Annotated in this window: 19 protein-coding genes and 1 riboswitch; of the genes, 10 read left to right on the forward strand and 9 right to left on the reverse strand. The window is 71.3% G+C overall.

From position 1 onward, the window contains the following. Positions 1-55 precede the first annotated feature (55 nt). Positions 56-1243 (forward strand): C40 family peptidase, encoded by a 1188-nt coding sequence (locus tag D458_RS0124540; RefSeq protein WP_026119660.1) that lies wholly within the window; start codon positions 56-58, stop codon positions 1241-1243. A gap of 81 nt (positions 1244-1324) precedes the next feature. On the opposite strand, the gene D458_RS38010 is transcribed toward D458_RS0124540, so the two are convergent. The 4 genes from D458_RS38010 to D458_RS0124560 form a co-directional block, all read right to left on the reverse strand. Continuing rightward, positions 1325-1459 carry a hypothetical protein gene (locus D458_RS38010; RefSeq protein WP_017589373.1) on the reverse strand — a complete coding sequence of 45 codons (135 nt, stop codon included), beginning with the start codon at positions 1457-1459 and terminating at the stop codon, positions 1325-1327. Between the two features lie 20 nt (positions 1460-1479). After that, a complete protein-coding gene (locus D458_RS0124550) occupies positions 1480-2424 on the reverse strand; it encodes a phosphotransferase family protein (RefSeq protein WP_017589374.1) in 945 nt (314 codons plus the stop codon). A gap of 516 nt (positions 2425-2940) precedes the next feature. Then, positions 2941-4815, reverse strand: a complete 1875-nt coding sequence (locus D458_RS0124555; protein ID WP_017589375.1) for a gamma-glutamyltransferase family protein — start codon at positions 4813-4815, stop codon at positions 2941-2943. A 330-nt stretch (positions 4816-5145) separates the two neighbouring features. Then, on the reverse strand, positions 5146-6684 hold the full coding sequence (locus D458_RS0124560) for a hypothetical protein (RefSeq protein WP_017589376.1): 1539 nt from the start codon (positions 6682-6684) through the stop codon (positions 5146-5148). A 253-nt stretch (positions 6685-6937) separates the two neighbouring features. Between D458_RS0124560 and D458_RS34135 the strand changes: the two genes are divergently transcribed. The 3 genes from D458_RS34135 to D458_RS0124575 all read left to right on the forward strand — a co-directional run bounded on the left by D458_RS34135 (position 6938) and on the right by D458_RS0124575 (position 10079). Beyond that, on the forward strand, positions 6938-8014 hold the full coding sequence (locus D458_RS34135) for a glycerophosphodiester phosphodiesterase (RefSeq protein ID WP_017589377.1): 1077 nt from the start codon (positions 6938-6940) through the stop codon (positions 8012-8014). A gap of 202 nt (positions 8015-8216) precedes the next feature. Further along, positions 8217-9455: an alanine racemase gene (locus D458_RS0124570; RefSeq protein ID WP_017589378.1), complete on the forward strand. Its 1239-nt coding sequence runs from the start codon at positions 8217-8219 to the stop codon at positions 9453-9455. A gap of 30 nt (positions 9456-9485) precedes the next feature. Then, positions 9486-10079, forward strand: coding sequence for a mycothiol-dependent nitroreductase Rv2466c family protein (locus D458_RS0124575; RefSeq protein WP_017589379.1), 594 nt, complete (start codon positions 9486-9488; stop codon positions 10077-10079). Between the two features lie 91 nt (positions 10080-10170). On the opposite strand, the gene D458_RS0124580 is transcribed toward D458_RS0124575, so the two are convergent. Then, positions 10171-11802 carry a beta-N-acetylhexosaminidase gene (locus tag D458_RS0124580; protein ID WP_017589380.1) on the reverse strand — a complete coding sequence of 544 codons (1632 nt, stop codon included), beginning with the start codon at positions 11800-11802 and terminating at the stop codon, positions 10171-10173. Positions 11803-12233: 431 nt separating this feature from the next. Here D458_RS0124580 and D458_RS0124585 point away from each other — a divergent pair, with 431 nt between their 5' ends. From D458_RS0124585 to D458_RS0124595, 3 genes are all read left to right on the forward strand, one after another. Continuing rightward, positions 12234-13127, forward strand: coding sequence for a DMT family transporter (locus D458_RS0124585; RefSeq protein WP_017589381.1), 894 nt, complete (start codon positions 12234-12236; stop codon positions 13125-13127). A 115-nt stretch (positions 13128-13242) separates the two neighbouring features. After that, complete coding sequence (locus tag D458_RS0124590) at positions 13243-14478, forward strand: glycosyltransferase (protein ID WP_017589382.1); 1236 nt, start codon at positions 13243-13245, stop codon at positions 14476-14478. Positions 14479-14589: 111 nt separating this feature from the next. Next, positions 14590-14919, forward strand: a complete 330-nt coding sequence (locus D458_RS0124595; protein ID WP_017589383.1) for a hypothetical protein — start codon at positions 14590-14592, stop codon at positions 14917-14919. 91 nt (positions 14920-15010) lie between these two features. Here the strand turns inward: D458_RS0124595 and D458_RS0124600 are convergent, their stop codons facing one another. Beyond that, positions 15011-15961, reverse strand: coding sequence for a LysR family transcriptional regulator (locus tag D458_RS0124600; RefSeq protein WP_017589384.1), 951 nt, complete (start codon positions 15959-15961; stop codon positions 15011-15013). A gap of 148 nt (positions 15962-16109) precedes the next feature. Here D458_RS0124600 and D458_RS0124605 point away from each other — a divergent pair, with 148 nt between their 5' ends. Continuing rightward, positions 16110-17435: a pyridoxal phosphate-dependent aminotransferase gene (locus D458_RS0124605; protein ID WP_017589385.1), complete on the forward strand. Its 1326-nt coding sequence runs from the start codon at positions 16110-16112 to the stop codon at positions 17433-17435. Positions 17436-17561: 126 nt separating this feature from the next. Here the strand turns inward: D458_RS0124605 and D458_RS0124610 are convergent, their stop codons facing one another. Next, entirely contained in the window at positions 17562-18731 is a 1170-nt protein-coding gene (locus D458_RS0124610) for a glycosyltransferase family 4 protein (protein WP_017589386.1), read from the reverse strand. Positions 18732-18944: 213 nt separating this feature from the next. Here D458_RS0124610 and D458_RS0124615 point away from each other — a divergent pair, with 213 nt between their 5' ends. Together D458_RS0124615 and D458_RS0124620 are read left to right on the forward strand one after the other, a co-directional pair. Further along, positions 18945-19220 carry a DUF6457 domain-containing protein gene (locus D458_RS0124615; protein WP_017589387.1) on the forward strand — a complete coding sequence of 92 codons (276 nt, stop codon included), beginning with the start codon at positions 18945-18947 and terminating at the stop codon, positions 19218-19220. 203 nt (positions 19221-19423) lie between these two features. Then, on the forward strand, positions 19424-20842 hold the full coding sequence (locus tag D458_RS0124620) for an alanine/glycine:cation symporter family protein (RefSeq protein ID WP_026119661.1): 1419 nt from the start codon (positions 19424-19426) through the stop codon (positions 20840-20842). Between the two features lie 249 nt (positions 20843-21091). Here D458_RS0124620 and thiD read toward each other — a convergent pair whose 3' ends face one another. Both thiD and D458_RS0124630 read right to left on the reverse strand, forming a co-directional pair. Next, positions 21092-21895 carry a bifunctional hydroxymethylpyrimidine kinase/phosphomethylpyrimidine kinase gene (gene thiD, locus D458_RS0124625; protein ID WP_017589389.1) on the reverse strand — a complete coding sequence of 268 codons (804 nt, stop codon included), beginning with the start codon at positions 21893-21895 and terminating at the stop codon, positions 21092-21094. Next, positions 21884-21984: riboswitch (TPP riboswitch) on the reverse strand. Its footprint overlaps the gene before it by 12 nt. Positions 21985-22084: 100 nt before the next feature. After that, a complete protein-coding gene (locus tag D458_RS0124630; protein WP_017589390.1) occupies positions 22085-23014 on the reverse strand; it encodes a DUF368 domain-containing protein in 930 nt (309 codons plus the stop codon). Positions 23015-23299 lie beyond the last annotated feature (285 nt).

The raw sequence follows: 23299 nt of genomic DNA on the forward strand, positions 1-23299 counted from the left end.
GCGCCGCAGCGGTTCCCCCCGCCCGCGGCGGTCCCAGAAAGGGTGATTGCCCCCCGTGCGGAACCGTCTCAGAACATGTGCGGGAACCACGGCCGCCTTCGCGGTCGCCTTCACGGCCTTCGGTGCCAACCCCGCTATGGCCGCCCCCGTCGTCGAGGACCGCCCCCCGCTCTCCGAGCAGATCTCGCCCGAGGCCGTCGCGCCCAGCGGCTCCGTTCCCCGGGCGACGGACCCCGAGGCCGAAACCCCCGAGCCCCCCGACGTGGCGGACGTCGCCGAACTCGAACGGGACGCCTACGTCGCGCCCTTCCGTGAGGCGCGCACCGTCGAGTACTTCGCGGTGGCTCCCGAGAAGCTGCCGCGCGAGGTCGTCGACGCGGTCCGCGACATCGACGGGGTGGAGAACGTCCTGACCGTCGACGCCGCGCGCGTGGAGGTCGACGGGGAACCCACCTCGCTGCTGGGCGTCAACCCGTCCAGCTTCCGCAACCACGCCCCGAAGCCCTCGGCCGAGTCCGACGAGATCTGGCAGGGCGTCGCCGAGGGCCGGATCGCGCTCTCCAAGGACGTGGGCACCGAACGCGAACTGGACGTCGGCGGCGAGGTCACCCTCGCGGGCGGCAACGGTGAGGTGCCCCTGGAGGTGTGGACCCACGCCACCTCCGGGATCGCCGGGATCGACGCCCTCGTCTCCCGCGAACTCGCCCGTGAGCTCGGCATGCCCGAAGGCAACGCCCTCGTGGTCTCCGCCCCCGACGCGGACCTGTGGGACCTGCACGAGGAGCTGGAGGAGGCCCTCGGCGAGGACGCCTCGATCCAGCTCGTCGCCGACGCCCCCGAACCGCTGGTCGACGGCGACGCCGTGCCCTCCACGGTGATCGAACAGGTCATCGCGAACGCCGAGACCCAGCTGGGCGTGCCCTACGTGTGGGGCGGCACCACCCCGAACGTCGGCTTCGACTGCTCCGGGCTGCTCCAGTGGGCCTTCCGGGAGGCGGGCGTGTCCATCCCGCGTGTCACCCACGACCAGTGGAACGCGGGCCAGCGGGTGGAGTGGGACGACCTGCAGCGCGGCGACCTGCTCTTCTGGCGTTCGGACCCGACCGCCCCCGACTACATCTCGCACGTGGCCATCTACCTGGGCGACGGTCAGATGCTGGAGGCCCCGCGCACCGGTTTGGACGTGCGCGTCACCTCGGTGCGGACCGCCAACTACGCGGGTGCGGTGCGCGTGAACGTCTGACCGAAGCAGTGCGGTCGCAGGTTCTCGTGAGGTCTGTCCGATTCTCGTCGTTGTGTCACCTACGTGACGACCGGGGAACGGTCACCCACCGAACGTGTGCAGGTGCGCGTGGTCGAGCTGCAGCTCGACGGACTCACGGAGTGCGCCGTTCTCGGCCTCGAGGCGGATGTTGTGCGTTGTGCCGACCGAGAGGAGTCGGAGGTCCCCGTTTCGCACGCCGTCTCCACCGGTGACGGTCAGCGAAGCGCGTTCAGCTCGTCGAGGGCGCGATGGCCGAGCCCGACCACTCCTGGAACGACATCGTGGCGCCCGTGACGGATGGGGATCTCGAGCATGTGGAGGGTGTGTGTCGCTGCGAGCACCGCCGCCCCCTCCCAGCCGACCAGGTCGAGGATTCTCGTCCACAGCCGCCTCCGGACACCGTCCAGCAGCGGATCCTGGAAGGTGTACCACACGAGGGCGGTGAGATCAGTGGCCCGCGTGCCGCTGCCCGCGTTCCCGATGTCCACCACCGCCACCACCGCTCCGTCACGGACCAGGACATTGCTGGGGGTCGAGAGGTCGGCATGGACCATGTCGGGTGCCTCTCGTGGCGGTGGGACGTCGGCGCACACGAGCCGCAGGCGCTCGACCAAGGCCGACACGGCGGAGGAATACCCCGGGAGCCCGGCCACGGAACTGCGGAGAAAGGACTGCTCCGGCGTCTCGTCGAAATCCGGCCCGGCGACAGCCGATTCCTGACCGGTGGCGACCCGCCAGGCGTACGACCAGTGGTCGTAGGGCTCGGAGGCTTGGCCGGCCTGGAGTTCGATGATCTCCATCAGCTGCTCGACGAGGGGCGGGGTCAGCTCTGGTGCGGGAGCCGCGTCGACGAAGTCCGTCAGGTGCCATACATGAGTGGCTGTGGCCCCCACTCCGAGCCAGGCCGGGGTGGGATAGCCGCGCCTGCGCATGTGCTCGACCACTCTCCGGGCTCGCAACGTCTCGTCCAGGTGGCCGGAGTGCGCCCGGGGCACCGCTTTGAGCACTGCCTCTGCTCCTCCGGCCAACCGGACGCGCATGGCACCCCCGTTGACGCCTCCGGACAGGCGGCTGAGAAGAGCGACCTCCGCCCCGACCACGCCTGCCACGTCGTCCAGGACCTCGGTCGGCGGCTCTTCGGGACGGGCGCCTCGGTTCATCGGCTCTAAGCTCCGATCACTGCTCGGATGACTTGGTTTCGGCCCCTGCGACTGGCCGGTGCTCGGCCCGTGCTCGGTCCGCAGCCGCTGCGCCCCGCATCGCATCGAGAACGCCGCGGCCCTGCTCCGTGTCCTGTCGGGCAGGACGGTGCTTCGGGCGGTGGAGACGACAAAGAAGGGTCGTGGCGTCACCGGGGAGGAGACACCACGACCCTTCTCTTTCTCCTTGTCCGAAAAACCGCCGGGAGGGGAAGGCAGGTCTCGGTAGGAGGGGGGACAGGGCCGCCGCTGAGGGAGGGGGAGACAGCGGTGGTCGACCCTTTGGGTGGTATGGAGTTGTGACGGAGACGGGCTCGGCTCTCGGGTCGAGCGCCCCGTCGCACAGGGTCTACATAAGCAGTGACCGGCCGATTTGGCAAGAGCCCGGCTCAAGCCGTGCAAGTACCCGCAGGCCACCACAAAGTCCCCTCCTGTCCAGCAAGAGGGGACTTCCGTGCGTTTTCGTCTTCCTCCAGGTCAGCGTCCGGCCGCGTACCCCTGGGCGCCCCGGGCGTCCGCGGCGGCACGCAGCTCGCCGCTCTCCGGGTCCCGGGCGACGGCGGCCAGGCGGCCCAGGGACCACTCCTGCGCGACCTGGACCCGGTGGCCGCGGCGGGTCAGTTCCCCGACGACCTCCTCGCCCACGCCCGGCTCGACGACCAGGTCACCCGGGAGGGTCTCCCGGGGGTGGAAGGAGCTGGGGAAGGCGTTGGTGTGGAACATGGGGGTGTCCAGGGCCTCCTGGAGGTCGTCCACCCCGTTGAGGACGCGGAGCAGGGCGGTGGTGGTCCACTGGTCCTGCTGGTCGCCGCCGGGGGTGCCGATGGCCAGGACCGCCTCGCCGTCCTCACGGGTCACCAGTGTGGGGGACAGGGTGGTGCGGGGGCGGCGGCGCGGGGAGAGCGCGTTGGGCGAGGCCGGGTCGAGCCAGAACATCTGCGCCCGGCTGCCCAGGGGGAAACCGAGTCCGGGGATGACCGGTGAACTGCTGAGCCAGCCGCCGCTGGGCGTCGCCGACACCATGTTGCCGTCGGAGTCCACCACGTCCACGTGGCAGGTGTCTCCTCTCAAATCGGTTGGCTGGACACCGGTGTCTCCTCTCAAATCGGTTGGCTGGACACCGGTGTCTCCGGCGGTCCCGGCGGGGGCCTGTCCGGAGGCGTTGCGGACGGTGGGTTCGCCGGTGGTGCGGTCGCCGGGCGTCTCCCCGGGCAGGTACAGCGGAGGCTCGAAGGGCACACGGCCACCAGGGGCGCCGGGACGCAGCTCCAGGGAGGCGCGGTCGCCGTTGATCCCCCGGACGCGCTCGGCGGCGTAGCCGGCGCCGAGCAGCTCCTTGAGCGGGACGTCGGTGAAGTCCGGGTCGCCGTACCAGCCCTCCCGGTCGGCGAAGGCGAGCTTGGTGATCTCGGTGCTCCAGTGCACGAAGTCCGCGCTCACACCCTCGCGCACGTCCGTGCCGACCCCGTGGGCCTCGGCCATGCGGAGCTGCTGGAGCATCACGGGACCCTGACCCCAGGGGCCGGTCTTGTGCACGGTGTGGGAACCGTAGGGGGTGCTGACGGTGTCCTCGTAGGTGGCGCTCCAGTCCGCCATGTCCTGGGCGGTCAGCAGAGCCTGCTGGGGCTGGCCGAGGCCGTTGGGCACGGGCTCGGCGAGGAAGGCGCCGACGGCCTCGGCCACGAAGCCCTGGGACCATGAACGGCGGGCCGCCTCGATCTGCGCCTCGCGGTCGCCGCCCGCGGCCTCGGCCTCGGTGACGATGCGGCGGTAGGTCGCGGCGAGCACGGGGTTGCGCAGCCGGGACCCGGCGGCGGGGGCGGTGCCGTGCGGCAGGTAGACGGCGGCCGAACCCGCCCAGTGCTGGGAGAACACCGGGCGGAGCGCCTCGACCGCGGCCGCGATCCGGTCCAGTACGGGGTAACCGCGCTCGGCCAGTCCGATGGCGTGGTCGAGGACCTCGCGAACGGACATGGTGCCGTGGTCGCGCAGGAGCAGCATCCAGGCGTCGAAGGCGCCGGGGACGGTCGCGGCGAGGACACCGCTGCCGGGGACGCGGTCCAGGCCCCGGCTCTCGAAGGCCTCGACGGTGGCCGCGGCGGGGGAGACCCCCTGCCCGCACAGCACGCGCGGGGACCCACCCCGGGCCTGGAAGACGACGGGGACCTCACCGCCGGGTCCGTTGAGGTGCGGTTCGACCACCTGGAGGGTGAAACCCGCCGCGACGGCCGCGTCGAAGGCGTTGCCGCCGCGCTCCAGGACGGACATCCCGGTGGCGCTGGCCAACCAGTGGGTGGAGGCGACCATGCCGAAGTCGCCGCGTAGTTGGGGTCGGGTGGTGAAGCCGGGCATGGGCGCTGTCCTCCTGGGGGTGGGGGTACGGCGGGGTCGCCGCCGGTGCGGGGTGTCGCTCCGAGGGTGGAGGACGGGGCGCCGGCCGGTCCTCGTCGGACATCGGCCGAACGAGGGCGACGGTACCGCATCACTTGACCCTGATGTGGGGTGTTCGGGTGATTCGGGCCTTCGGTCACCTGTGCTGTCGGGGAGGAGCCGACGGGCGGGGGAAGGGGACACGCAGGAGGCCCGGCCGTGACCGGGGTGCGGTCACGGCCGGGCCTCGTTCGTGTGCCGTCCGAAGGCGCGCCGTGTGTCAGACGGACGCCGTGTCAGTGGGTCACCGGCTCAGGAGGTCTCCTCGGGGAGGGACCACGGAAGGGACTCCCACAGTTCGGCCCACTCCTCGGCGTCCACCGGGTCCGTGACCTCGCCGGTCGCCTTCTCGACCTCGTCCATCGTCTGGGACACGCTCTCGTTGGCCTCCTGGACGAGCTGCCCGATCAGGTCGGCGACCTCGGCGAGCACGTCCTCGACCTCACTGCGTTCGATGCCGAACTGGCGGGCGCAGTCGTTGGTGGCGGCCACCTTGTCGTTCTCGTAGCCGTAGTACCAGACCGTCGCCAGCAGGCGGTCGCGCTCGGCGTCGTCGAGGTCGTCCCGGTTCAGCGCCTTCTCGACCAACGTTCCGCTGCTCTTGGTCATCTGCGACGGGTCGAGGTCGGTCCGCCCGGAGCCGAAGTCGACGAAGTGCTCGGTCAGGCAGGTCTTGACCTCGCGCGAGGAGACGTTGTCGGGAAGGTCGGCCTCCACCGGGGGAACGACCTCCTCCACGTCCTCGACCGGGGTGGCCTCGTCGATCTCTTCCACACCCTCGACCGGGGTGATCTCGTCGACCTCCTCGCCGTCGACGACCTCCTCGTCCACGGGGATCTCCTCGACAGGAGCCTCTTCCACCGGAGCCTCGTCCGTGGTCTCCTCCTCGACGGGGACCTCCTCGACCAGATCGGCGGGCTCCTCCACGGCTTCGTCGACGACCTCCTCGACGACCCCTTCGGTGCCCTCCTCGCCGGCGGCCTCGTCAGCCGGGGCCGCGGGGGCCTCCGGCGCCTCCGGGGTCTCCGGGACCTCCGGGGCTTCGGCCGGGTCGCTCTCCTCGGCCTCCTCCGCGCCGGTGTCGGCCTCGGCCTCTCCGGCGTCCGCCTCGGCGGCGGCCTCCTCCGCCTCGGTCTCCTCCGCCTCGGCCGGGTCGCTCTCCGCGGGCTCCTCGGCTTCGGCCTCGGGCTCGGCCTCTCCGGCCGCTGCCTCGGTCTCCTCGGCCGCCGCCTCGGTCTCGACGGCCTCCGCGGTGACGGCCTCGGCGAACTTCAGCAGTTCGCCGCCCTCCCAGCGCTCGGGCTGAAGATGGGTGGCTACCGCTACGCCCGGCCTTTCCAGCCAGAAGAGATCGCCGGTCTCCTCGGACAGGTACGCGCCGTGCTCGAAGGCCTCACCGGCCTCCAACTCCTCCAGGGAGCTTTCCGCGAGGTGGCTGTAACGCCCCTCGCGCAGGTCGTCCAGGTCCTGGAGCCGTTCCGAGCGGAGCACGGCCACCCGGCCGTACAGCTGGTCGGGGCCCTGCACCCACGAGAGCTGGGACTGGCTGTTCCCCTGGCGGTCCGTCGTGGACGAGGCGTTGATGCCGTAACGCTCCAGGCCGGCGGGCAGGTAGGCGATCTCGTAGCCGTCGACGCTGTACGTCGACACCCCCTGACGTACCACCGGCCAGCTGAACGCCTTCGTGTCCTTGTCGTCCGCGGCCGCGGGCCCGGCGAGGCCGACCAGCCCCGTCGTGGAGATCGCGGCGGCACTGAAGAGCGCGACCCACCTCGTGTGGTGCTTGCGCATGAGTGTTCCTTCCCATCGACTACTAATAGTGATGGTCGCAGCACTAGGGGTAATTATCGAGGGAGCATCCAGTCAAAAATAGGACATGAAGTTGTCAACCGCACACATAGGGTGAGATTTGTCGATGGGGTTCGAAGCCACCAGAAGATGGGCGGCGGATCACCGGCTGCTCCGCACACTGTCACCGTGCGGTCACCATACGAACTCACCCTGAGGTAGCAGTCGGCCAGTCCACGCGCACTTGGGAGGCCCGGTGCACCACCGCATCGGATTCGCAGTCGGAGCCGTATCACTCGCGTTCGCCGTCGTCACGAGCCCCGCGCTCGCCGCCCCGGACCTCGGGGCCGCCCCGGCGGCACCCGGACCGCCGGGGCCCGCCCCGGACACCACCTCCGGCAGTACGGCGGAGAGCGGCGCGGAAAGGGTGAGCCTCAGAGCCGGCGCCCTTCCGCCCCAGCAGCCTTCGCAGTCCCGTCCCCTCATCGCGGTCGCCCACCGGGGCGCCTCCGGATACGCACCCGAGAACACCCTCGCCGCCATCGACGAGGCGTACCGGCTCGGCGCGGAGACGGTGGAGCTGGACGTCCAGCTCACCTCGGACGACCGCCTCGTCCTCATGCACGACACCCGGCTCGACCGCACCACCGACGTCGCCGAGGTCTTCCCCGGCCGCGCCCCCTACGACGTCGCCGACTTCTCCCTCGCGGAGATCCGTCGGCTCGACGCCGGCTCGTTCTTCGACGAGGAGTTCGCCGGTGAGCCCGTCCCGCTTCTGAGCGAGGCCCTGGACCGCCTCCACGCCCACGGCATGAACCTCCTCCTGGAGGTCAAGGAACCCGAGCTCTATCCGGGCATCGAGCACCAGATCGCCGTCGAACTCGCCAGACGCCCGCAGTGGCTGGTCCCCAACGCGCCCGGCGAGCCCCACCGGATCGTGGTGCAGAGCTTCGACTGGGATTCGACCCGGGTCTCGAAGGAGCTCCTGCCCTCGGTGCCGCACGCCCTGCTCGGCCGCGTTCCGGAGGACGAGATCGACCAGTACGACTGGGCGCACATGATCAACCCCAACCACACCACCATCGACGCCGACTACGTCGGTGAAGTGCACGACGCGGGCATGGAGATCATGCCGTACACGATCAACGACCCCGCGGTGATGGGCCGGGTGCTGGAGATGGGCACGGACGGCTTCATCACGGACTTCCCGGACGTGGGGCGGCAGGCCATCGACGACTTCCTGGCCGGGACCTCGGCCGCGGCCCGCGGCCACACCGAGGAACAGGCAGCGGAACAGACAGCGGAACAGGCCGACGAACCGGTGCTCAACTAGGGCCCGCGACCGGGACGGCCGGATCCGCCCGCCGGCCGGGACCGCCCGTGGGGCGGACCCGGCCGGCGGCACGCACGCGACTCCCGCCCCTGGACGGGTGCCCTCGAGCGCCCCCGATGGGATGATCGGTGGCGAAGCGCCCCGAAACCCACCCGGCGGCAGGCGGCCCCCGGACCGGGTCCGACCAGGAAGCGGAGACCACGTGAGCGACCGGCTTTCCATCCCCCGGGAACACGTCGACTGGCGGACCAAGGGTCTGTGGTGGCCGGGGGAGCCCATCACCCTCGACGCCCTCGGCTCCCGTGGGGACGACCTGTTCACGGGGCCGTTCACCTGGCCGCTGATGGTGCTGCGCGCCTCCGCGCTGGAGCGCAACATCGCCGCGCTCGCCGGCTTCACCGAACACCACCGGCTCCTGTTCGCGCCGCACGGCAAGACCGCCATGTCGCCGGTGCTCACCCAACGCCAGCTCGACGCGGGCGCCTGGGGGATCACCGCGGCCACCGCCAACCAGGTCCTCGCCTTCCGGCGGTTCGGAGTGAACCGCATCCTGCTGGCCAACGAACTCCTCGACCCCGGGGTCCTGCGCTGGGTCGCGGCCGAACTCGACGCCGATCCGGACTTCGACTTCCTGTTCTACGCGGACTCCCTCGAGGGGGTCGCCACGGCGTCGCAGGCGGTCGGGCGCGACGGCGGCCGACCGCTCCGGGTGATGGTGGAACGCGGGACCCCCGGCGGCCGGACCGGTTGCCGTACCCGGGAGCGGGTCCTCGAGGTGGCCCGTGAGGTCGTGCGCGCGCCCGGCCTGGAACTGGCGGGCGTGGCCGGCTACGAGGGCTCGCTCAGCGATGCCGAAGGGGTTCGGGGCTTCCTCGACGACCTCCTCGGCGACGCCGCCGCCCTGGCCGCCGAGCACGGGTTGGAGCGCCCGGTGCTGTCGGTGGGCGGCAGCGCGTGGTTCGACGTCGTCGCGGAGGCCGTCGGCGGCCGGGAGGACGTGCTGCCGATCCTGCGCAGCGGCGCCTACGTCGCCCACGACGACGGCCTCTACCGGCGGACCACCCCCTACAACCGGATGCCCGGGGGTGGCGACGCGCTGTCCGGGGCCCTCGAACTGTGGGCGCAGGTCACCTCCACCCCGGAGAAGGGGCTGGCCATCGCCGCGATGGGCCGCCGCGAGGCCAACCACGACCAGGGGTTCCCGATTCCGCGAGTGCTGCGCAGGACCGACGGAACCGTGGTCCCGGCGGAGGGTGTCGAGGTCACCGGCCTCAACGACCACCACGCCTACCTGAACATCCCCGAAGGGCTGGTCGTGCGCCCGGGCGACCTGCTCTCCTTCGGGATCTCCCACCCGTGCACGGCCTTCGACCGCTGGCAGGTCATCCCGGTCGTGGACGACGGATACCGCGTGGTCGAGGCGATCGCGACGTACTTCTGACGCAGGCGTACTTCTGACACAAGGGAACACATGGTGGAACGACACCGGACGGTCGACTTCTGGCTGGACCCCTCCTGCCCGCTGACCTGGATCACCGCGCGCTGGATCCGCACCGTCGCCGAACACCGGCCGGTGGACGTCCGCTGGCGCGTCATGAGCCTGTCCGTCCTCAACGAGGACAGGGAGGTCGACCCGGAAGGGGACGAGTCCGGCTACCTGTGGTTCCCGGCCCGTGTCTGCGCGGCGGTGCAGACACAGTTCGGCCACGAGGCCCTGGGGCGGTTCCACCACGCCCTGTGGACCGCCGAGGACGGGAGCACCCTGGATTGGCTCGACGACCTGAGCCGGGCGCTGGCCCGGGCCGGGCTGCCCGAGAACCTGACCGAAGCGGGTCAGGGCGCCGAGTACGATCCCGCGCTGCGGGCCTCCCACGAGCAGGCGATGGCCTTGGTGGAGGGGGAGGTCGGCACCCCGGTCCTCGCGGTGGACGATCACTGCGGGCCCCGGCGCGCCTTCTTCGGCCCCGTGGTGGACGCACCCCTGGAGCAGGAGGACGCCCTCCGCCTGTGGGAGGGCGTCCTCCTGGTGTCGGGCGTCCCGGGGTTCCGCGAGCTCAAACGCTGAGAGGCGAACGCCGGGAAGAGGACCGCTCCGCCCCTACGGATGCCGTGGGCGGGGCCGCCGCTTCCTCGTCACCGTCCGAGGCCGGGCTCCGCTACCCCGTGGCGTGCCCCTGCTCCGGGGCCTCCTCGCCCGGGTGGTGACCCCAGCCGTGGACCCCCGGCCTGGTGTGCCAGGGGCGGGGGCCCTCCAGGGGGCGGTACTCCACGCCCGCGGCGTCCAGGCGCTCCAGGTGCTGCCTCAGGCGCGGTTCGAACTCCGCGTAGTCGCGCTCGCCCTCGGACCAGGCCTTCTCGGCGAAGGCGGTCAGGCGCGGGAAGACCATGTAGTCCAGCCGGCGCGGGGTGTCGACGTGCTCGCTCCACAGGTTGACCTGGGCACCGAGGACGTGCCGGGCCTCCTCCTCGGTGAGGTCGGCGGGGATCGGCTCACCCCCGTACACGTCCTCGACCCTCAGGAGCGTGCCCACCGGGACCGGCTCGTCCGGGCTGTCGGACTGCTTGTAGTCCAGGTAGGAGGTGGCGGTGGGGGCCATGACGACGTCGTGGCCGGCGCGGGCGGCCGCGATCCCGCCCTCCTCGCCGCGCCAGGACATGACCGTGGCGCCCGGGGCGAGCCCTCCCTCCAGGATCTCGTCCCAGCCGAGCAGGCGGCGGCCGCGCTCGGTGATGTGCTCGTCGAGTTGGCGGATGAACCAGCTCTGGAGCTCGTCCTCGTCGGCGAGTCCTTCGTCCCGGATGCGCTGCTGGGCGGAGGCGCTGTTCCTCCACTGGGTCTTGGGGCACTCGTCGCCGCCCACGTGGATGTACGTGCTGGGGAACAGCTCGATCAGTTCGTCGAAGACGTTCTTGTAGAACTCCAGGACGTTGTCGGTGACCGCGAGGACCTCCTCGAAGACGCCCCACTGGGTACCGACCGGGATCTCACCGACCTCGCCGAGTTCGGGGTAGGCGTGGATGGCCGCCTGGGAGTGGCCGGGGACGTCGATCTCCGGGACCACCGCGACGTGCCGGGCGTCGGCGTAGGCCACGATCTCGCGGATGTCGTCCTGGGTGAGGAAACCGCCGTGCGGGCGGCCGTCGAACACGGGCGGCTTCGAGGCCCCCACCTGGCTCTCGGTGCGCCAGGAGGCGGCTTCGGTGAGTCTCGGGTAGCGGCGGATCTCGATCCGCCAGCCCTGGTCGTCGGTCAGGTGCAGGTGCAGCACGTTGAGCTTGTGCAGCGCGAGGAGGTCGATGAAGCGCAGGATCTCGCGTTTGGGCTGGAAGTGGCGGGCGATGTCCAGCATGGCGCCGCGCCATCGGAAACGCGGGGCGTCGGTGATGCTGACCGCGGGCAGGCGCCACTCGGCGCCGCCCAGGGGGGAGGAGCGGTAGGCGTCGGCGGGCAGCAGCTGCCGGAGGGTCTGTACCCCGTAGAAGAGGCCGGCGGGCTCGTTGCCGACCACGATCGCGCCTTCGGAGTCGATGATCAGACGGTAGCCCTCCCGGCCGAGTCCGGCTCCGGGGTCGACGCTCAGGCGGATCTGGGCGACCTCCTCGTCGCCGGCGGCCAGGGGCAGGCCGGTGGCCGCGCCGAGTTCGCGCTGCAGCCAGGAGAGGGTGCCCTGTGCCTCGCGGTCGGCGGAGACGCGGGTGGCGGCGGTCAGGGTGAGACCGCCTTCTCCGTGGACCGCCACCTCGCGGGGGCGGGGGAGGAGGGCGAGGGGGAGGGAGGTGTCAGGCACGGGGGTACTGCTCCTATCCGGTCTAGACCAATATCGGACATGGTGCCATGTCTGTGGACAGAGGCACAGGCCCGAGGGCCAATCGGTCTTGGCGGGCTCCTCATTCGGTTCCACCCGATACCCACTTTTGACCCGCGAAGGCTCTTAGCGCATCGGCTTTTGCGGCAGACGTAGGGACAGAGGACCGATTCCGGCGGTGCCGAAACCGGGTGGTGCGGTGCCGTCCGCGGTGGGGTGTCCCTACCTCCGGGAAGGGGGACACCACTACAGGAAGACGGGGGGTGGCGTTATCGCCGCGGCGCACTGCCTGTCCGTACTGTTTTGGCCATGTCCGGTTGCTGGTTGAACGCGGATGAGGACCGAGTGTCAGGGGATACGGCGATGCGGGGTTCACGGGAGAGCGTTTCGGCTGGAACGGGGCGTGTCCTCTGATGCTGTGGTCCGTCCTCCTGGCTGTGGCGGGCGCCTTCACCCTGGCACTCGGGTCGGCCCTGCAGGAGCGCGACGCGGTGCGCGCCCCCGGGCGGCAGGTGGCGCGGGCGGGCTTCCTCGTGCACCTGCTGCGCCAGCCCCGCTGGCTCTTGGGGACCGGCGCGGCCGTGCTGGGGGCAAGCCTCCACCTGATCGCCCTCAGCGGGGCCCCGCTGACCGTCATCCAGCCGATCGGTGTCACCGGGCTGCTGTTCGCGATCGTGCTGTCCGCCCTGTTCAACCGGCAGCGGGTCCGGATCTCGCAGATCATGGCCGGGATCGCCGTGATGATCGGCCTGGCCGGGGTCCTGACGACCTTCCCGCACGGCACGGACACCCCCGTCATGTCCACGGGGACGGCGCTGTGGCTGTCCGGCGGGGTGGTCGCGGCCGGGGCCGCGGTGTACCTGACGGCGCACTGGATGCCCAGCGGGATACGGGCCCTCCTGCTCGCCGCAGCGGGCGGTGCGGCGCTCGGGACGACGTCGGGGCTGGCGCGCGTGATCACCTCGAACGCCCTCGAGGACCCGGTCCGCCTCTTCAGCTGGCTGACCGTCCTGGCCGGGGCCACCGCGCTCTTCGGCGCCCTGCTGCTCCAGAACGCCTACCGCACGGGCCACTTCGCCGCCGCCTACGCGACCCTGCTGATCGCCGACCCGGTGGTCGGGGTGGGGATCGGTGCCCTCCTGCTCGGCGAGGGGGTCCCGGACACCCCGATCGAGCAGGTCGGCGCCGCCCTCTTCGCTCTCCTGGCCACAGCGGGCACGGTCGCCCTCGCCAGGTCGCGGCACCGCAACCCCGAGGCCGCCGGCGGCTCCGCGGCCACCGTCACCTCCAGAGGCCGCACGCCCTGATCGTCCGGTGCCGGAACCCATCCGTACCGGCCCGACCTGTTCGTACCGGCCAGGCCCGCCCGTCCACGGGGCCGGGGCCGCCGGGCACGGGCCCACCGAACAAAGGAGTTCCCAGATGGCACAGCCGAACCGCTCGCTGAGCGTCCTGATCGCCTCGGACACCTACCCGCCCGACGTCAACGGGGCGGGCTACTTCACCCACCGCCTGGCGGAGGGGCTGGCCGAGCGCGGGCACCGGGTGCACGTGGTGTGCCCCTCGGAGCAGGGCGATCCGTATGTGACGGCGGGCGGCCGGGTCACCGAGCACCGTCTGCGGTCGGCCCCGATCCCCTTCCAACCGAGCATGCGGGCGGCGCTGCCCCTGGGCATGGGCGGGCACATCGCCCGGCTCGTGCGGCGCCTGGACCCGGACGTCGTCCACACCCAGAGCCACTTCACCCTCAGCAGGTCGGCCCTGCGCAGAGCCAGGACCGCGGGGATCCCCGTCGTGTTGACCAACCACTTCATGCCGGACAACCTGTACGCGCACGCCCGGGTGCCGCGTTCGATGCAGCGTGCGGCGGGTTCGCTGGCATGGCGGGACATGATCCGGGTGGCCGCCGAGGCCGACCACGTGACCACACCGACCCCGCGCGCCGCCGAACTCCTGCGGGACCAGGGGTTCGCCCGCGAGATCGAGGCGATCTCGTGCGGCATCGACCTGGAGCGCTTCTACCCCCGGGCACGGGACCGCGCGGCCGCACGGGCCAGGTTCGGGCTGCCCGAGCGGGACACCCTGGTCTTCGTGGGCCGGCTGGACGAGGAGAAGCGGATCGACGTCACGATCCGGGCGCTGGCGCGGATCGTCCCCGAACGGGACGCGCAACTGGCGCTGGCCGGGACCGGGCAGCGCGAGGGGGAGCTGCGCGCGCTCGCCGCCGAGCTGGGCGTGGCCGACCGGGTGTTCTTCCTGGGGTTCGTGCCCGACGAGGACCTGCCGCTGGTGTACGCGGCCGCCGACGCCTTCGCGATCGCGGGCGTCGCCGAGCTCCAGAGCATCGCCACGCTGGAGGCGATGTCCACGGGGCTGCCGGTGGTGGCGGCCGACGCGATGGCGCTCCCGCACCTGGTGGCGGAGGGGCGCAACGGCTTCCTGTTCCCGGCGGGGAGTTCGGTGCTCATGGCCGACCGCCTGCTCGCGGTGCTGGGCCCGGACCGGGAGCGGGCCGCGTTGGGGCGGGCGAGCCGGGAGCTCGCCCTGGAGCACGACCACCACCGGTCGCTGGAGCGGTTCGAGGCGGTCTACACCCGGGTCATGGGGCGCGGGCGCGGCCGGGTGCGGCCCGAGGCCGAGCGGGTCATGGTCGCCTAGGTCTCTCCGGGCGTCCAGGGGGCTTATGGCTAAAAGTCCCTTTTTGCCACTTTCCGTATTCTTTGCGTAGCGATCGGTGATGTTGGGCTGCTTCGGGAAAGACCAGAGACTGTGTGGTTCGAAGGCATCAGCGGACAAGCCGGCATCGGCCGGATCGCCCGGGGCGGAAACGTCACCGAGGGTCTCACGGATCGGCTGGTCAGTGCCGAACGTGAGGCGGGGTTCCACGAGCGTGACATGTCGTCGTTCGAACGGGAACGCATCGACCTGGAGCACCGGGTGACCCGGATGGAGGCCGAGCTCGAGTCCCTGCGCAAAAGAAGACTGGAAGCCTACGCGCGCTGGTGGAACGCCCGCGACGACCGCGACCGAGCTCGCCACGTCTGTCGCAAGCTCCGCCGCAAGATCGACAAGGCGCGCCGACGGAGAAACGACACGTGACCGGCTGCCGCACAAGGACACCGGACACGACCGAGAGATCGACGGAAGGTGGTCCGCCCCGGCAGGGGTCGGGCCACCTTCCGCTGTTCCCCTACCGCGGCCCCTGGACCCGGGGGGCGATCGGGCTCAGCTCCTCCTCCACCCGGCGGGCGGCCTCGCGCAGTGCCGACAGCGTCACCTGCACCGCCGGGCGCCGCAGTGAGGCCGGACGCAGCACCGCGTACACGTGCCGCTCGGGCGAGGAGGGCAGCGGCCGGTACACCAGCCCGGCCGGGGCGCCCACCATGGCCAGGGCCGGGACCGCCGCGATCCCGATGCCCCGTGACACCAGGCTCAGGATCGTGCCCAGCCCCTCGAACTCCCAGGCGGCGGCGGGCAGCCCTCCCACCTCGGCGAACAGCTTGTCCGTGCCGTAGCGCGAGCGCTCGCCCTCCGGTGCGACGATCCACGATTCCCTCAGCATCCGGTCCAGTACCAGCGGCACCTCCGGATCGGCCAGCCGGTGGCCCTGGGGGACGACCAGCACCATGGGGTCCCGCAGCAGGTGCACGTGGCGCAGGCCGCTGTCCGGACCCCGGCCCGGGTGCTGGCCGGTCCAGTCGTCGACCAGCGCGATGTCCACCTCGCGTGAACGCACCTTCTGGGTGCCGGTCGCCAGCAGGGTCTGCCGCAGCACCAGCTGCATGCCCTCGTGCCTGCGCAGGGGCGGGGCCAGCAGAGGGGCGAAGGCCACCGCGGCGGTCGGGAAGGCCGTGACGGTCACGACGCCGAGGGCGATGTCCGACTGCTCGGCGAGAACCGATTCGGCCGCCTCCACCAGGGCCAGGATCTCCTCGGCCTGGTTCACCAGCAGCTGTCCGGCATCGGTCAGCTCGGCGCCCCGGGGGGACCGGTCCAGGAGCGCGACCCCCGTCTCCCGTTCGAGTGTGGCCAGTTGCTGGGAGACCGCCGAAGGCGTGTAACCGAGGGCGTTCGCGGTCGCTGCGATGGTGCCGCGGGCACTGAACTCGCGGAGCAGCTGGAGGCGTCGAAGATCGAGCATAAGGATATCTTACGCTCAGCATCGAAAAGACTCGCTTGTACTGATGACTGATTCTGGGCAGGCTGAAGGTCGAAAGGCCACCAGCTGGGCGAACGCCCCGGCTCCACCGGTGGCCAGCGCCGAACGATCAGCCGGAGATGAGTCATCCATGACCGTCACTGTGTCCGCCACCCTTGCCGTCAACGAAGCTCTCAACGACAAGCGCCGCCAGGGGGTGCGTGTGCTTCCGCTCGGGTTCGGTGAGGCCGGTCTGCCGGTGCACCCGGTCATGCGGGACCAGCTCACGGCGGGCAACGGCGCCAACGCCTACGGGCCCGTCGCCGGTTCGGGCGCCCTCCGTGAGGCCGCCGCCGGATACTGGGGCCGCCGCGGTCTGCCCACCGACCCCGACACGGTCATCGCGGGACCCGGCAGCAAGCCCCTTCTGTACAGCCTTCTTCTCGAGATCGGCGGGGACACCGCCATCGCCGCGCCCAGCTGGGTCAGCTACGCCGCGCAGAGCCGCCTCGTGGGACAGCGTCCCGTCATGGTGCCGACCGCCACCGGCCAGGGCGGCGTACCCCAGCCCGACCTGCTGCACGCCGCCGTCACCGACGCCCGCGAGCAGGGCCGCACCGTCAACGCCGTGGTGGTCACCGTCCCGGACAACCCGACCGGGACCGTCGCCGACGCCGAGACCGTCCGCCGCGTGGCCGAGGTCGCCCGCGAGCTCGACCTGATCATCATCTCCGACGAGATCTACCGCGACCTCGTCCACGTCGACGCCCGCGGCGACGACCGCGCCGTCGTCCACAGTCCCGCCGAGTACGCCCCCGAGCGCACCGTCATCTCCACCGGCCTGAGCAAGAACCTGGCGCTGGGCGGCTGGCGGATCGGCGTCCTGCGCCTGCCCGACTCCGAGATCGGCCGACGCCTGCGCGGCGGCCTGCTCGGCGTGGCCAGCGAGATCTGGTCCAGCCCGGCCGCCCCGGTCCAGCAGGCGGCCGCGTACGCCTTCACCGAGCCCGCCGAGCTCCGCGACCACATCGACCGCAGCCGCCGCCTGCACGGCACCGTGGCCCGCGCCGTCGCCGACGTCTTCACCCGGTCCGGGGCCACCGTCGCCGACCCGCGCGCCGCGTTCTACCTCTACCCGGACTTCGAGCCGGTCCGCGAGCGGCTGTCCGCCCTGCACGGTGTGACCACCGGGCCGGAGCTGACCGGCCTCCTCCTGGAGCGCTACGGCATGGGCGTCCTGCCCGCCGCGGAGTTCGGCGAGAGCTCCACCGCCCTGCGGATGCGCGTGGCTACCAGCCTCCTCTACGGGGACTCCGAGGAGAGGCGCTACGCGGCTCTGGCCGCCGGGGACCCCCTGGCCCTGCCGTGGATCCGCGCCCACCTGGACCGGCTCACCGAGGTCCTGGGGTCGCTTCTGTCCGAGGCGCCCAGCGCCGTGATCCCGGCGCCGAAGGCGGTCGCCCAGCCGGTGCACTGAGCCGGTGCGCCGATCCGGAGCACCGGCCGGGCGACCGCACCCATGAACCGTGCGCGCCTCTCGAATACGGGGTGAGGCGGGCACAGACGACGGGACCCTCCCTACTCTCTCCCAGGGAGGGTCCCGTTACGCGTTCTGCCGACGGGCGGCCAGTTCGTGGCTGGGGGCGATCACCGCGCGGTAGTGCTCCACCAGCTCCGCGTTGACCGACGCCCACGTCCGGTGGGCCACCGACGGCCGGGCCCCGGCCGCCATCCGCGCCCGCACCTGGCGGTTGTGCGCCAGCCGGCCCACCGCCACCCGCAGCTCCCGGACCGAGTCCGGCGCGTACAGCAGCCCGTTGCGTCCCTCGGTGACCAGGTCGATCGGGCCGCCCGCGGCCGGGGCCACCACCGGCACACCCGAGGCCAGCGCCTCCTGTACCGCCTGGCAGAAGGTCTCGTCCGCGCCCGTGTGCACGAACACGTCCAGGGCGGCGTACAGCCGTGACAGGTCCTCGCCGGTGCGCTGCCCGGTGAAGACCGCGTCGGGCAGCAGACGGCGCAACCGGGCGCGTTCGGGGCCGTCGCCGACGACGACCAGGCGGATGTTGCGCAGTTTCGCCACGTGGGCGAGCAGGTCCACGCGCTTGTCCCGGGACAGCCGGCCCACGTAGCCCACGAGTACCTCCCCGTTCGGGGCCAGTCGGCGGCGCAGCTCCTCGGAGCGGTGGTCGGGGGAGAACCGCACGGTGTCCACACCGCGCCGCCACAGGTCGAGCCGGGGGAAGCCGCGGTCGGAGAGGGCCTCCATGGTGGCGGAGGAGGGGACCAGCGTGCGGTCGACGGCGGAGTGCGTCCGGTGGAGCAGGGACCAGAGCGCCTCGGAGCCGGGCAGGTTGTAGCGTCCGGCGAACCCGGGCAGGTCCGTCTGGAAGGCCGCCACGGTCGGCAGCGCCCACCTGCGCGCCACGTCCACCGCCGTGGCGCCGAACAGCGCGGGGGAGGCCAGGTGGAGCACGTCGGGGGCGAAGGCGCGGATCGCGGCGGTCATCGTCCGGCGGGCGGGCAGGCCGACGTGGAAGTCGCGGTAGACGGGCAGGGGCAGCGCGGGCATCCGCAGGACGGGGAAGCCCGCGTACGAGGCGGGCCCGTGCCCGGGTGCCATCACCAGGGCCTGGTGGCCCTCGGCGGCAAGGTGTTCGGAGATCCGGCAGACGGAGTTCGTGACCCCGTTGACCTGTGGAAGGAAGGACTCGGTCACGATCGCCACGCGCAGTGGCGGGCGGTGGCCGACGGGCGGGGGTGTGGGGGACATGCGGGGGCTCCCAACGCCGAGGTGTCGCTGCCTCCGACGCTAGGGTCAGGGAATGAACCCGGATCACCGGGCGGGAGAACCGCGTCCGAAGGGCTGACGCGGGTTGGCCGATCAGCTGATGACACCGTCTGTGCGGTCAACTGTCCGCTGGGTGACCTCGGGATGGCTATGATCTCTGTATGTAATCAAATGAACACTCTAAGGAGTCATTCGGTGACCCTCGTGGAATGGTCCGAACTGGTCCGCACCGAGTTGGACCTCGCCGGAACCGACCCGCTCCAGAAGGCCGACGTCGACCGCGTCCTCGACCTCGCGCGAGACGCCGCCCACTCCGTGGCCCGGCCCGCGGCGCCGCTCACGACCTACCTGCTCGGGGTGGCCGTGGGACAGGGGGCGGACCCGGAAGCCGCCGCCGCCGTGCTCAGCAGGCTCGCACTGGCCCAGGGGGAGGAGCCGGAGGACGGGCAGGGGGCGGGCCAGGAGCGCTGACCGACACAGGGCAGCCTTAAGAAAACATTGCATGACGCAACGCTCATGTGGATCACACGTGATTCGTTCGTTACGCGTCAGTGCCATTCTTTCCCGATATCGCGCAGCGCTTACCAGTGTCAACGCGTATCCGAGGGAGCTAGTTCCCCTGTTCCTCCACTGGCCACCTCGGCCCCACACACTCACCGAAAGGGAGATCCCCTGTGGACCAACTCCTTGAGATGGCTGACATCGTCAGCGGCATCATCTGGGGGCCCTTCGTCCTCATCCCGCTGCTGCTGGGTGTCGGCGTCTATCTGACCATCCGGCTGCGCCTCCTCCAGCTCCTCCGGCTGCCGCACGCGCTCTGGCTGGCCCTCGTCCGGCGTAAGGAGGACCCCTCTGTCGAAGGCGACATCTCGCACTACCAGGCGCTGAGCACGGCCCTCGCCGCCACCGTCGGAGTCGGCAACATCGCCGGAGCGGCGCTGGCCATCGGTATCGGCGGCCCGGGCGCGCTGTTCTGGATGTGGGTCGTCGGCCTCTTCGGCATGGCCACCAAGTACAGCGAAGCCCTCCTGGGGGTGAAGTACCGCCGCACCGACGCCAAGGGCGAGCAGAGCGGCGGTCCGATGTACTACCTGAAGTACGGCATCAAGGGCGGTCTCGGGACCTTCCTCGGTGTCTCCTTCGCCGTCTTCGGTGCCATCGCCGCCTTCGGTATCGGCAACGGCACCCAGGCCAACACGGTCGCCCAGCAGATGAACAGCGTCACCGGTGTGGCGCCGTGGATCATCGGCCTGGTCCTCATGGTCCTCGCCGGAGCCGTCATCCTCGGCGGGATCAAGAGCATCGGGCGCGTCACCTCGGCCCTGGTCCCGATCATGATCGTCGGTTACGTCGGCATCTGCCTGATCGTGCTCGCCGCCAACTGGGCCGCGCTGCTGCCCGCCTTCCAGCTGGTGATCACGAGCGCCTTCACCGGCACCTCGGCCACCGGCGGGTTCGTGGGCGCGGGCGTCATGGTCGCCATCCAGATGGGCTTCGCCCGCGGTATCTTCTCGAACGAGTCGGGTCTGGGCACCGGCGGTATCGCGGCCGCCGCGGCCAAGACCACCCAGCCGGTCCGCCAGGCCATGGTCTCCATGACCCAGACCTTCATCGACACGATCATCGTGGTCAGCATGACCTGCCTGGTCATCATCGTCACCGGTGTCTGGCAGGTGGAGAACCCCGAGGACGGCTCGCTGCTCACCTCGCAGGCCATGACGGAGGGTCTGGGCGCCATCAGCCCGGCGCTCGGTTCGGCCGGCGCGTACGTCGTGGCGATCTCCGTGACGGTGTTCGCCTTCAGCACCCTGCTCGGCTGGGCCTACTACGGCGAGCGGTGCGTGGAGTTCCTGGCCGGACGCGGGTTCGTCCTGCCCTACCGCCTGGTGTTCATCGTCGTCATCTTCGTCGGCTCCGTCGCCAGCCTGGACTCGGTCTGGCTGTTCAGCGACATCGCCAACGGCCTGATGGCCCTGCCGAACCTGATCGGTCTGATCCTGCTGGCTCCGGTCATCTCCGCCGAGACCCGGAAGTTCTTCGCCCACCCGGACTGGAAGAACCCGGACGTCATGATGGACGACGTGCGCGGCTAGGAGATCCTGCACCCCTCAGGGGTGGATGACCGAGGGGGACCGGCCTGACGGGCCGGTCCCCCTCGTGCTGTTGTTGGGGGAAGGCGGTCCGGAAGGTTCGCCGTCCCGGGCGTGCCCGTGCCCGCTACCAGCAGGTGTGGCTGTGCCTGCTGCCACCAGAGGCGGCTGTGCCCGCTACCAGCAGGCGTGGCTGTACCTGTTACCACCACAGGTGGCTGTGTTTGCTACCACCAGAGGTGACTGTGCTTATTACCACCACAGGTGGAAGTGGTGCACGGGGCCCTGGCCGCCGCCCGCGTCGATCTCGTCCGCGCGGCGCAGGGCCTCGGTGAGGTAGGCCTTGGCGTCGGCCACGGCGGTCGCGGTGTCCGGGCGCTGCGGGAGGAGGGCGGCGATCGAGGAGGAGAGGGTGCAGCCGGTGCCGTGGGTGTTGCGGGTGTCCACCCGCGGGGCCCGGAACTCCACCGGCTCCGATACCCCGTCGACCAGCAGGTCCACGCTCTCCTCGCCCGGCAGGTGCCCGCCCTTGAGCAGGACGCGGCGCGGACCCAGTTCGAGGAGGCGTTCGGCCTGGTCGAGCATCTGCTCCAGGCTGGTGGCCTCGGCCTCGCCGAGCAGGTCGGCGGCCTCGGGCAGGTTCGGGGTGACGAGGTCGGCGCGCGGCAGCAGTTCGGTGCGCAGGGCCTCGATCGCCGAACTCTCCAGCAGCCGGTCGCCGCTCTTGGCCACCATCACCGGGTCCACGACCACGTTCGCGAGCCCGTACCGGTCCACGGCGGCCGCGACCGCCTCGGTGACCTCGGAGGTGGACAGCATCCCCACCTTGACCGCGTGCACGGTCGCGTCTGTGAACAGGGTGTCCATCTGCTCGGTGACGAACGAGGCGGGGACGCCGTGCACCCCGGTGACCCCGCGGGTGGACTGGGCGGTCAGCGCCGTCACCACGGTCATCCCGAAGACTCCGTGGGCGGAGAACGACTTCAGATCGGCCTGGATGCCGGCGCCCCCGCTGGGGTCGCTGCCGGCGATGGACACGACGTTGTACGCGCTCATCGGCGTTCCTTCGCTAGTTCTAACTAGGGCAGGTTCGACGGGTGTGCTCTCAGCCGGGAAAACTCTCTCCGGCACCCCGCGCCGCCAGGGCCCTCGCGGCCCCGGCATCGGTGTTCGTTTGTGGTGGTTTCGACCCTAGCGGAGGCCCCGGGGGCGGTACCGCCCCCGGGGCCCGTCAGCGGAGTCCGGTCAGCGGACGGGGACACCCGTCCGGTGCTCGGCGGTTTCCACCTGCCCGCGCTTGCGGTGTTCCCAGACGATGGCCGCGACGACGACGGCGAAGCCGAGAACCATGAGCGCGACCGTCACCGGGACCTCGGTGGGGGGCAGGATCTCCCGCTCCTCGCTCTGCCAGGGCCACAGGGCGCGCAGCGACCCCGCCATCAGACCGGTCAGGACCACCAGGGTCATGTGGTGGAAGTTCTCCAAGAGGTACTGGAGGACCTTCACGAAGATCGCCAGACCCGTGATCATGCCGAGGGCGAAGGTGCCCAGGTAGACGAAGTCGAGGTTCGCCACCGCGTCCTTGGTCGGCCCGTAGAGGCCGACTGCCAGCAGGATGAAGGAACCCGACATGCCGGGCAGGACCAGCGCGCAGATCGCGATCGAGGCGACGAGGAAGACCACCACCGGGTGGGTGGGCAGGTCGGCCCCGGGAAGGCCGGTCAGGAAGAAGGTGAGGGCGGCGAAGACCAGGGCGAGCAGATAGTGGCCGACGTGCCAGGTACGGCCGGCGCCGGTGTAGGGGATCCACAGGCAGGCGAGCACGAGCCCGAAGAAGATGGCGTAGGCGTACTGGGTGTGCTCCTCGACCAGCGGAGCGATGAGGAGCAGCGCCAGTACCAGTGCCACCGCCATACCGATCAGCGCGGGGACCAGGACGGACCACTCCACCTGCCGGAACTGTTCCAGGGCCCGGTCCTTGCCGCGGCCGCGGGGGACGTCGGTGACGTAGCGCTTGATCCCGCTGACCATGTGGCCGGCGCCGCCGATCAGCTGGTCGTAGAGGCCGACGATGAGGGCGACCGTGCCGCCGCTGATGCCGGGCAGCGCTTCGGAGGTGCCCACGGCCCCGCCGCGCACCGCGTTGAAGATGTAGGAGCCTACTGACTTGGCCATGTTGTCGGGCGCGCGTCCGGGGAGTGCCGGAGAGCGCCGTCCTCCGTCCTGATGGGGCCACCGGTTCCGCGTCGACGGCTGACCGGCGGGGTCAAAGGGGTGCTGTTGCGCGCGAGTCGGAGACGACCGCTGACCGGTCCGATGCCCGGACCCGCGCTGAGGTTTGCCGCCCGGGCCGCGTGATGGGGGAGGAGAGCCGTCGGGCCCCGGGCCGGGCAGCGCCAAGTCTAGCGTTGCCCGGCCGAGGTGAAGGCGCCCGAGAACCCAGAAAACCGGGATTTTGGC

This window comes from Nocardiopsis ganjiahuensis DSM 45031 (genome assembly GCF_000341085.1).
Taxonomy (GTDB): domain Bacteria; phylum Actinomycetota; class Actinomycetes; order Streptosporangiales; family Streptosporangiaceae; genus Nocardiopsis; species Nocardiopsis ganjiahuensis.

Bases quoted from the DNA above. Each gene is read 5' to 3' on its own strand.
- D458_RS0124560 (WP_017589376.1), bottom strand. From the start codon at position 6,684: ATGCGCAAGCACCACACGAGGTGGGTCGCGCTCTTCAGTGCCGCCGCG.
- thiD (WP_017589389.1), bottom strand. From the start codon at position 21,895: ATGAGCGCGTACAACGTCGTGTCCATCGCCGGCAGCGACCCCAGCGGG.
- D458_RS0124610 (WP_017589386.1), bottom strand. From the start codon at position 18,731: ATGTCCCCCACACCCCCGCCCGTCGGCCACCGCCCGCCACTGCGCGTG.
- D458_RS0124575 (WP_017589379.1), top strand. From the start codon at position 9,486: ATGGTGGAACGACACCGGACGGTCGACTTCTGGCTGGACCCCTCCTGC.
- D458_RS0124605 (WP_017589385.1), top strand. From the start codon at position 16,110: ATGACCGTCACTGTGTCCGCCACCCTTGCCGTCAACGAAGCTCTCAAC.
- D458_RS0124550 (WP_017589374.1), bottom strand. From the start codon at position 2,424: ATGAACCGAGGCGCCCGTCCCGAAGAGCCGCCGACCGAGGTCCTGGAC.
- D458_RS0124585 (WP_017589381.1), top strand. From the start codon at position 12,234: ATGCTGTGGTCCGTCCTCCTGGCTGTGGCGGGCGCCTTCACCCTGGCA.
- D458_RS0124600 (WP_017589384.1), bottom strand. From the start codon at position 15,961: ATGCTCGATCTTCGACGCCTCCAGCTGCTCCGCGAGTTCAGTGCCCGC.
- D458_RS0124590 (WP_017589382.1), top strand. From the start codon at position 13,243: ATGGCACAGCCGAACCGCTCGCTGAGCGTCCTGATCGCCTCGGACACC.
- D458_RS0124630 (WP_017589390.1), bottom strand. From the start codon at position 23,014: ATGGCCAAGTCAGTAGGCTCCTACATCTTCAACGCGGTGCGCGGCGGG.
- D458_RS0124555 (WP_017589375.1), bottom strand. From the start codon at position 4,815: ATGCCCGGCTTCACCACCCGACCCCAACTACGCGGCGACTTCGGCATG.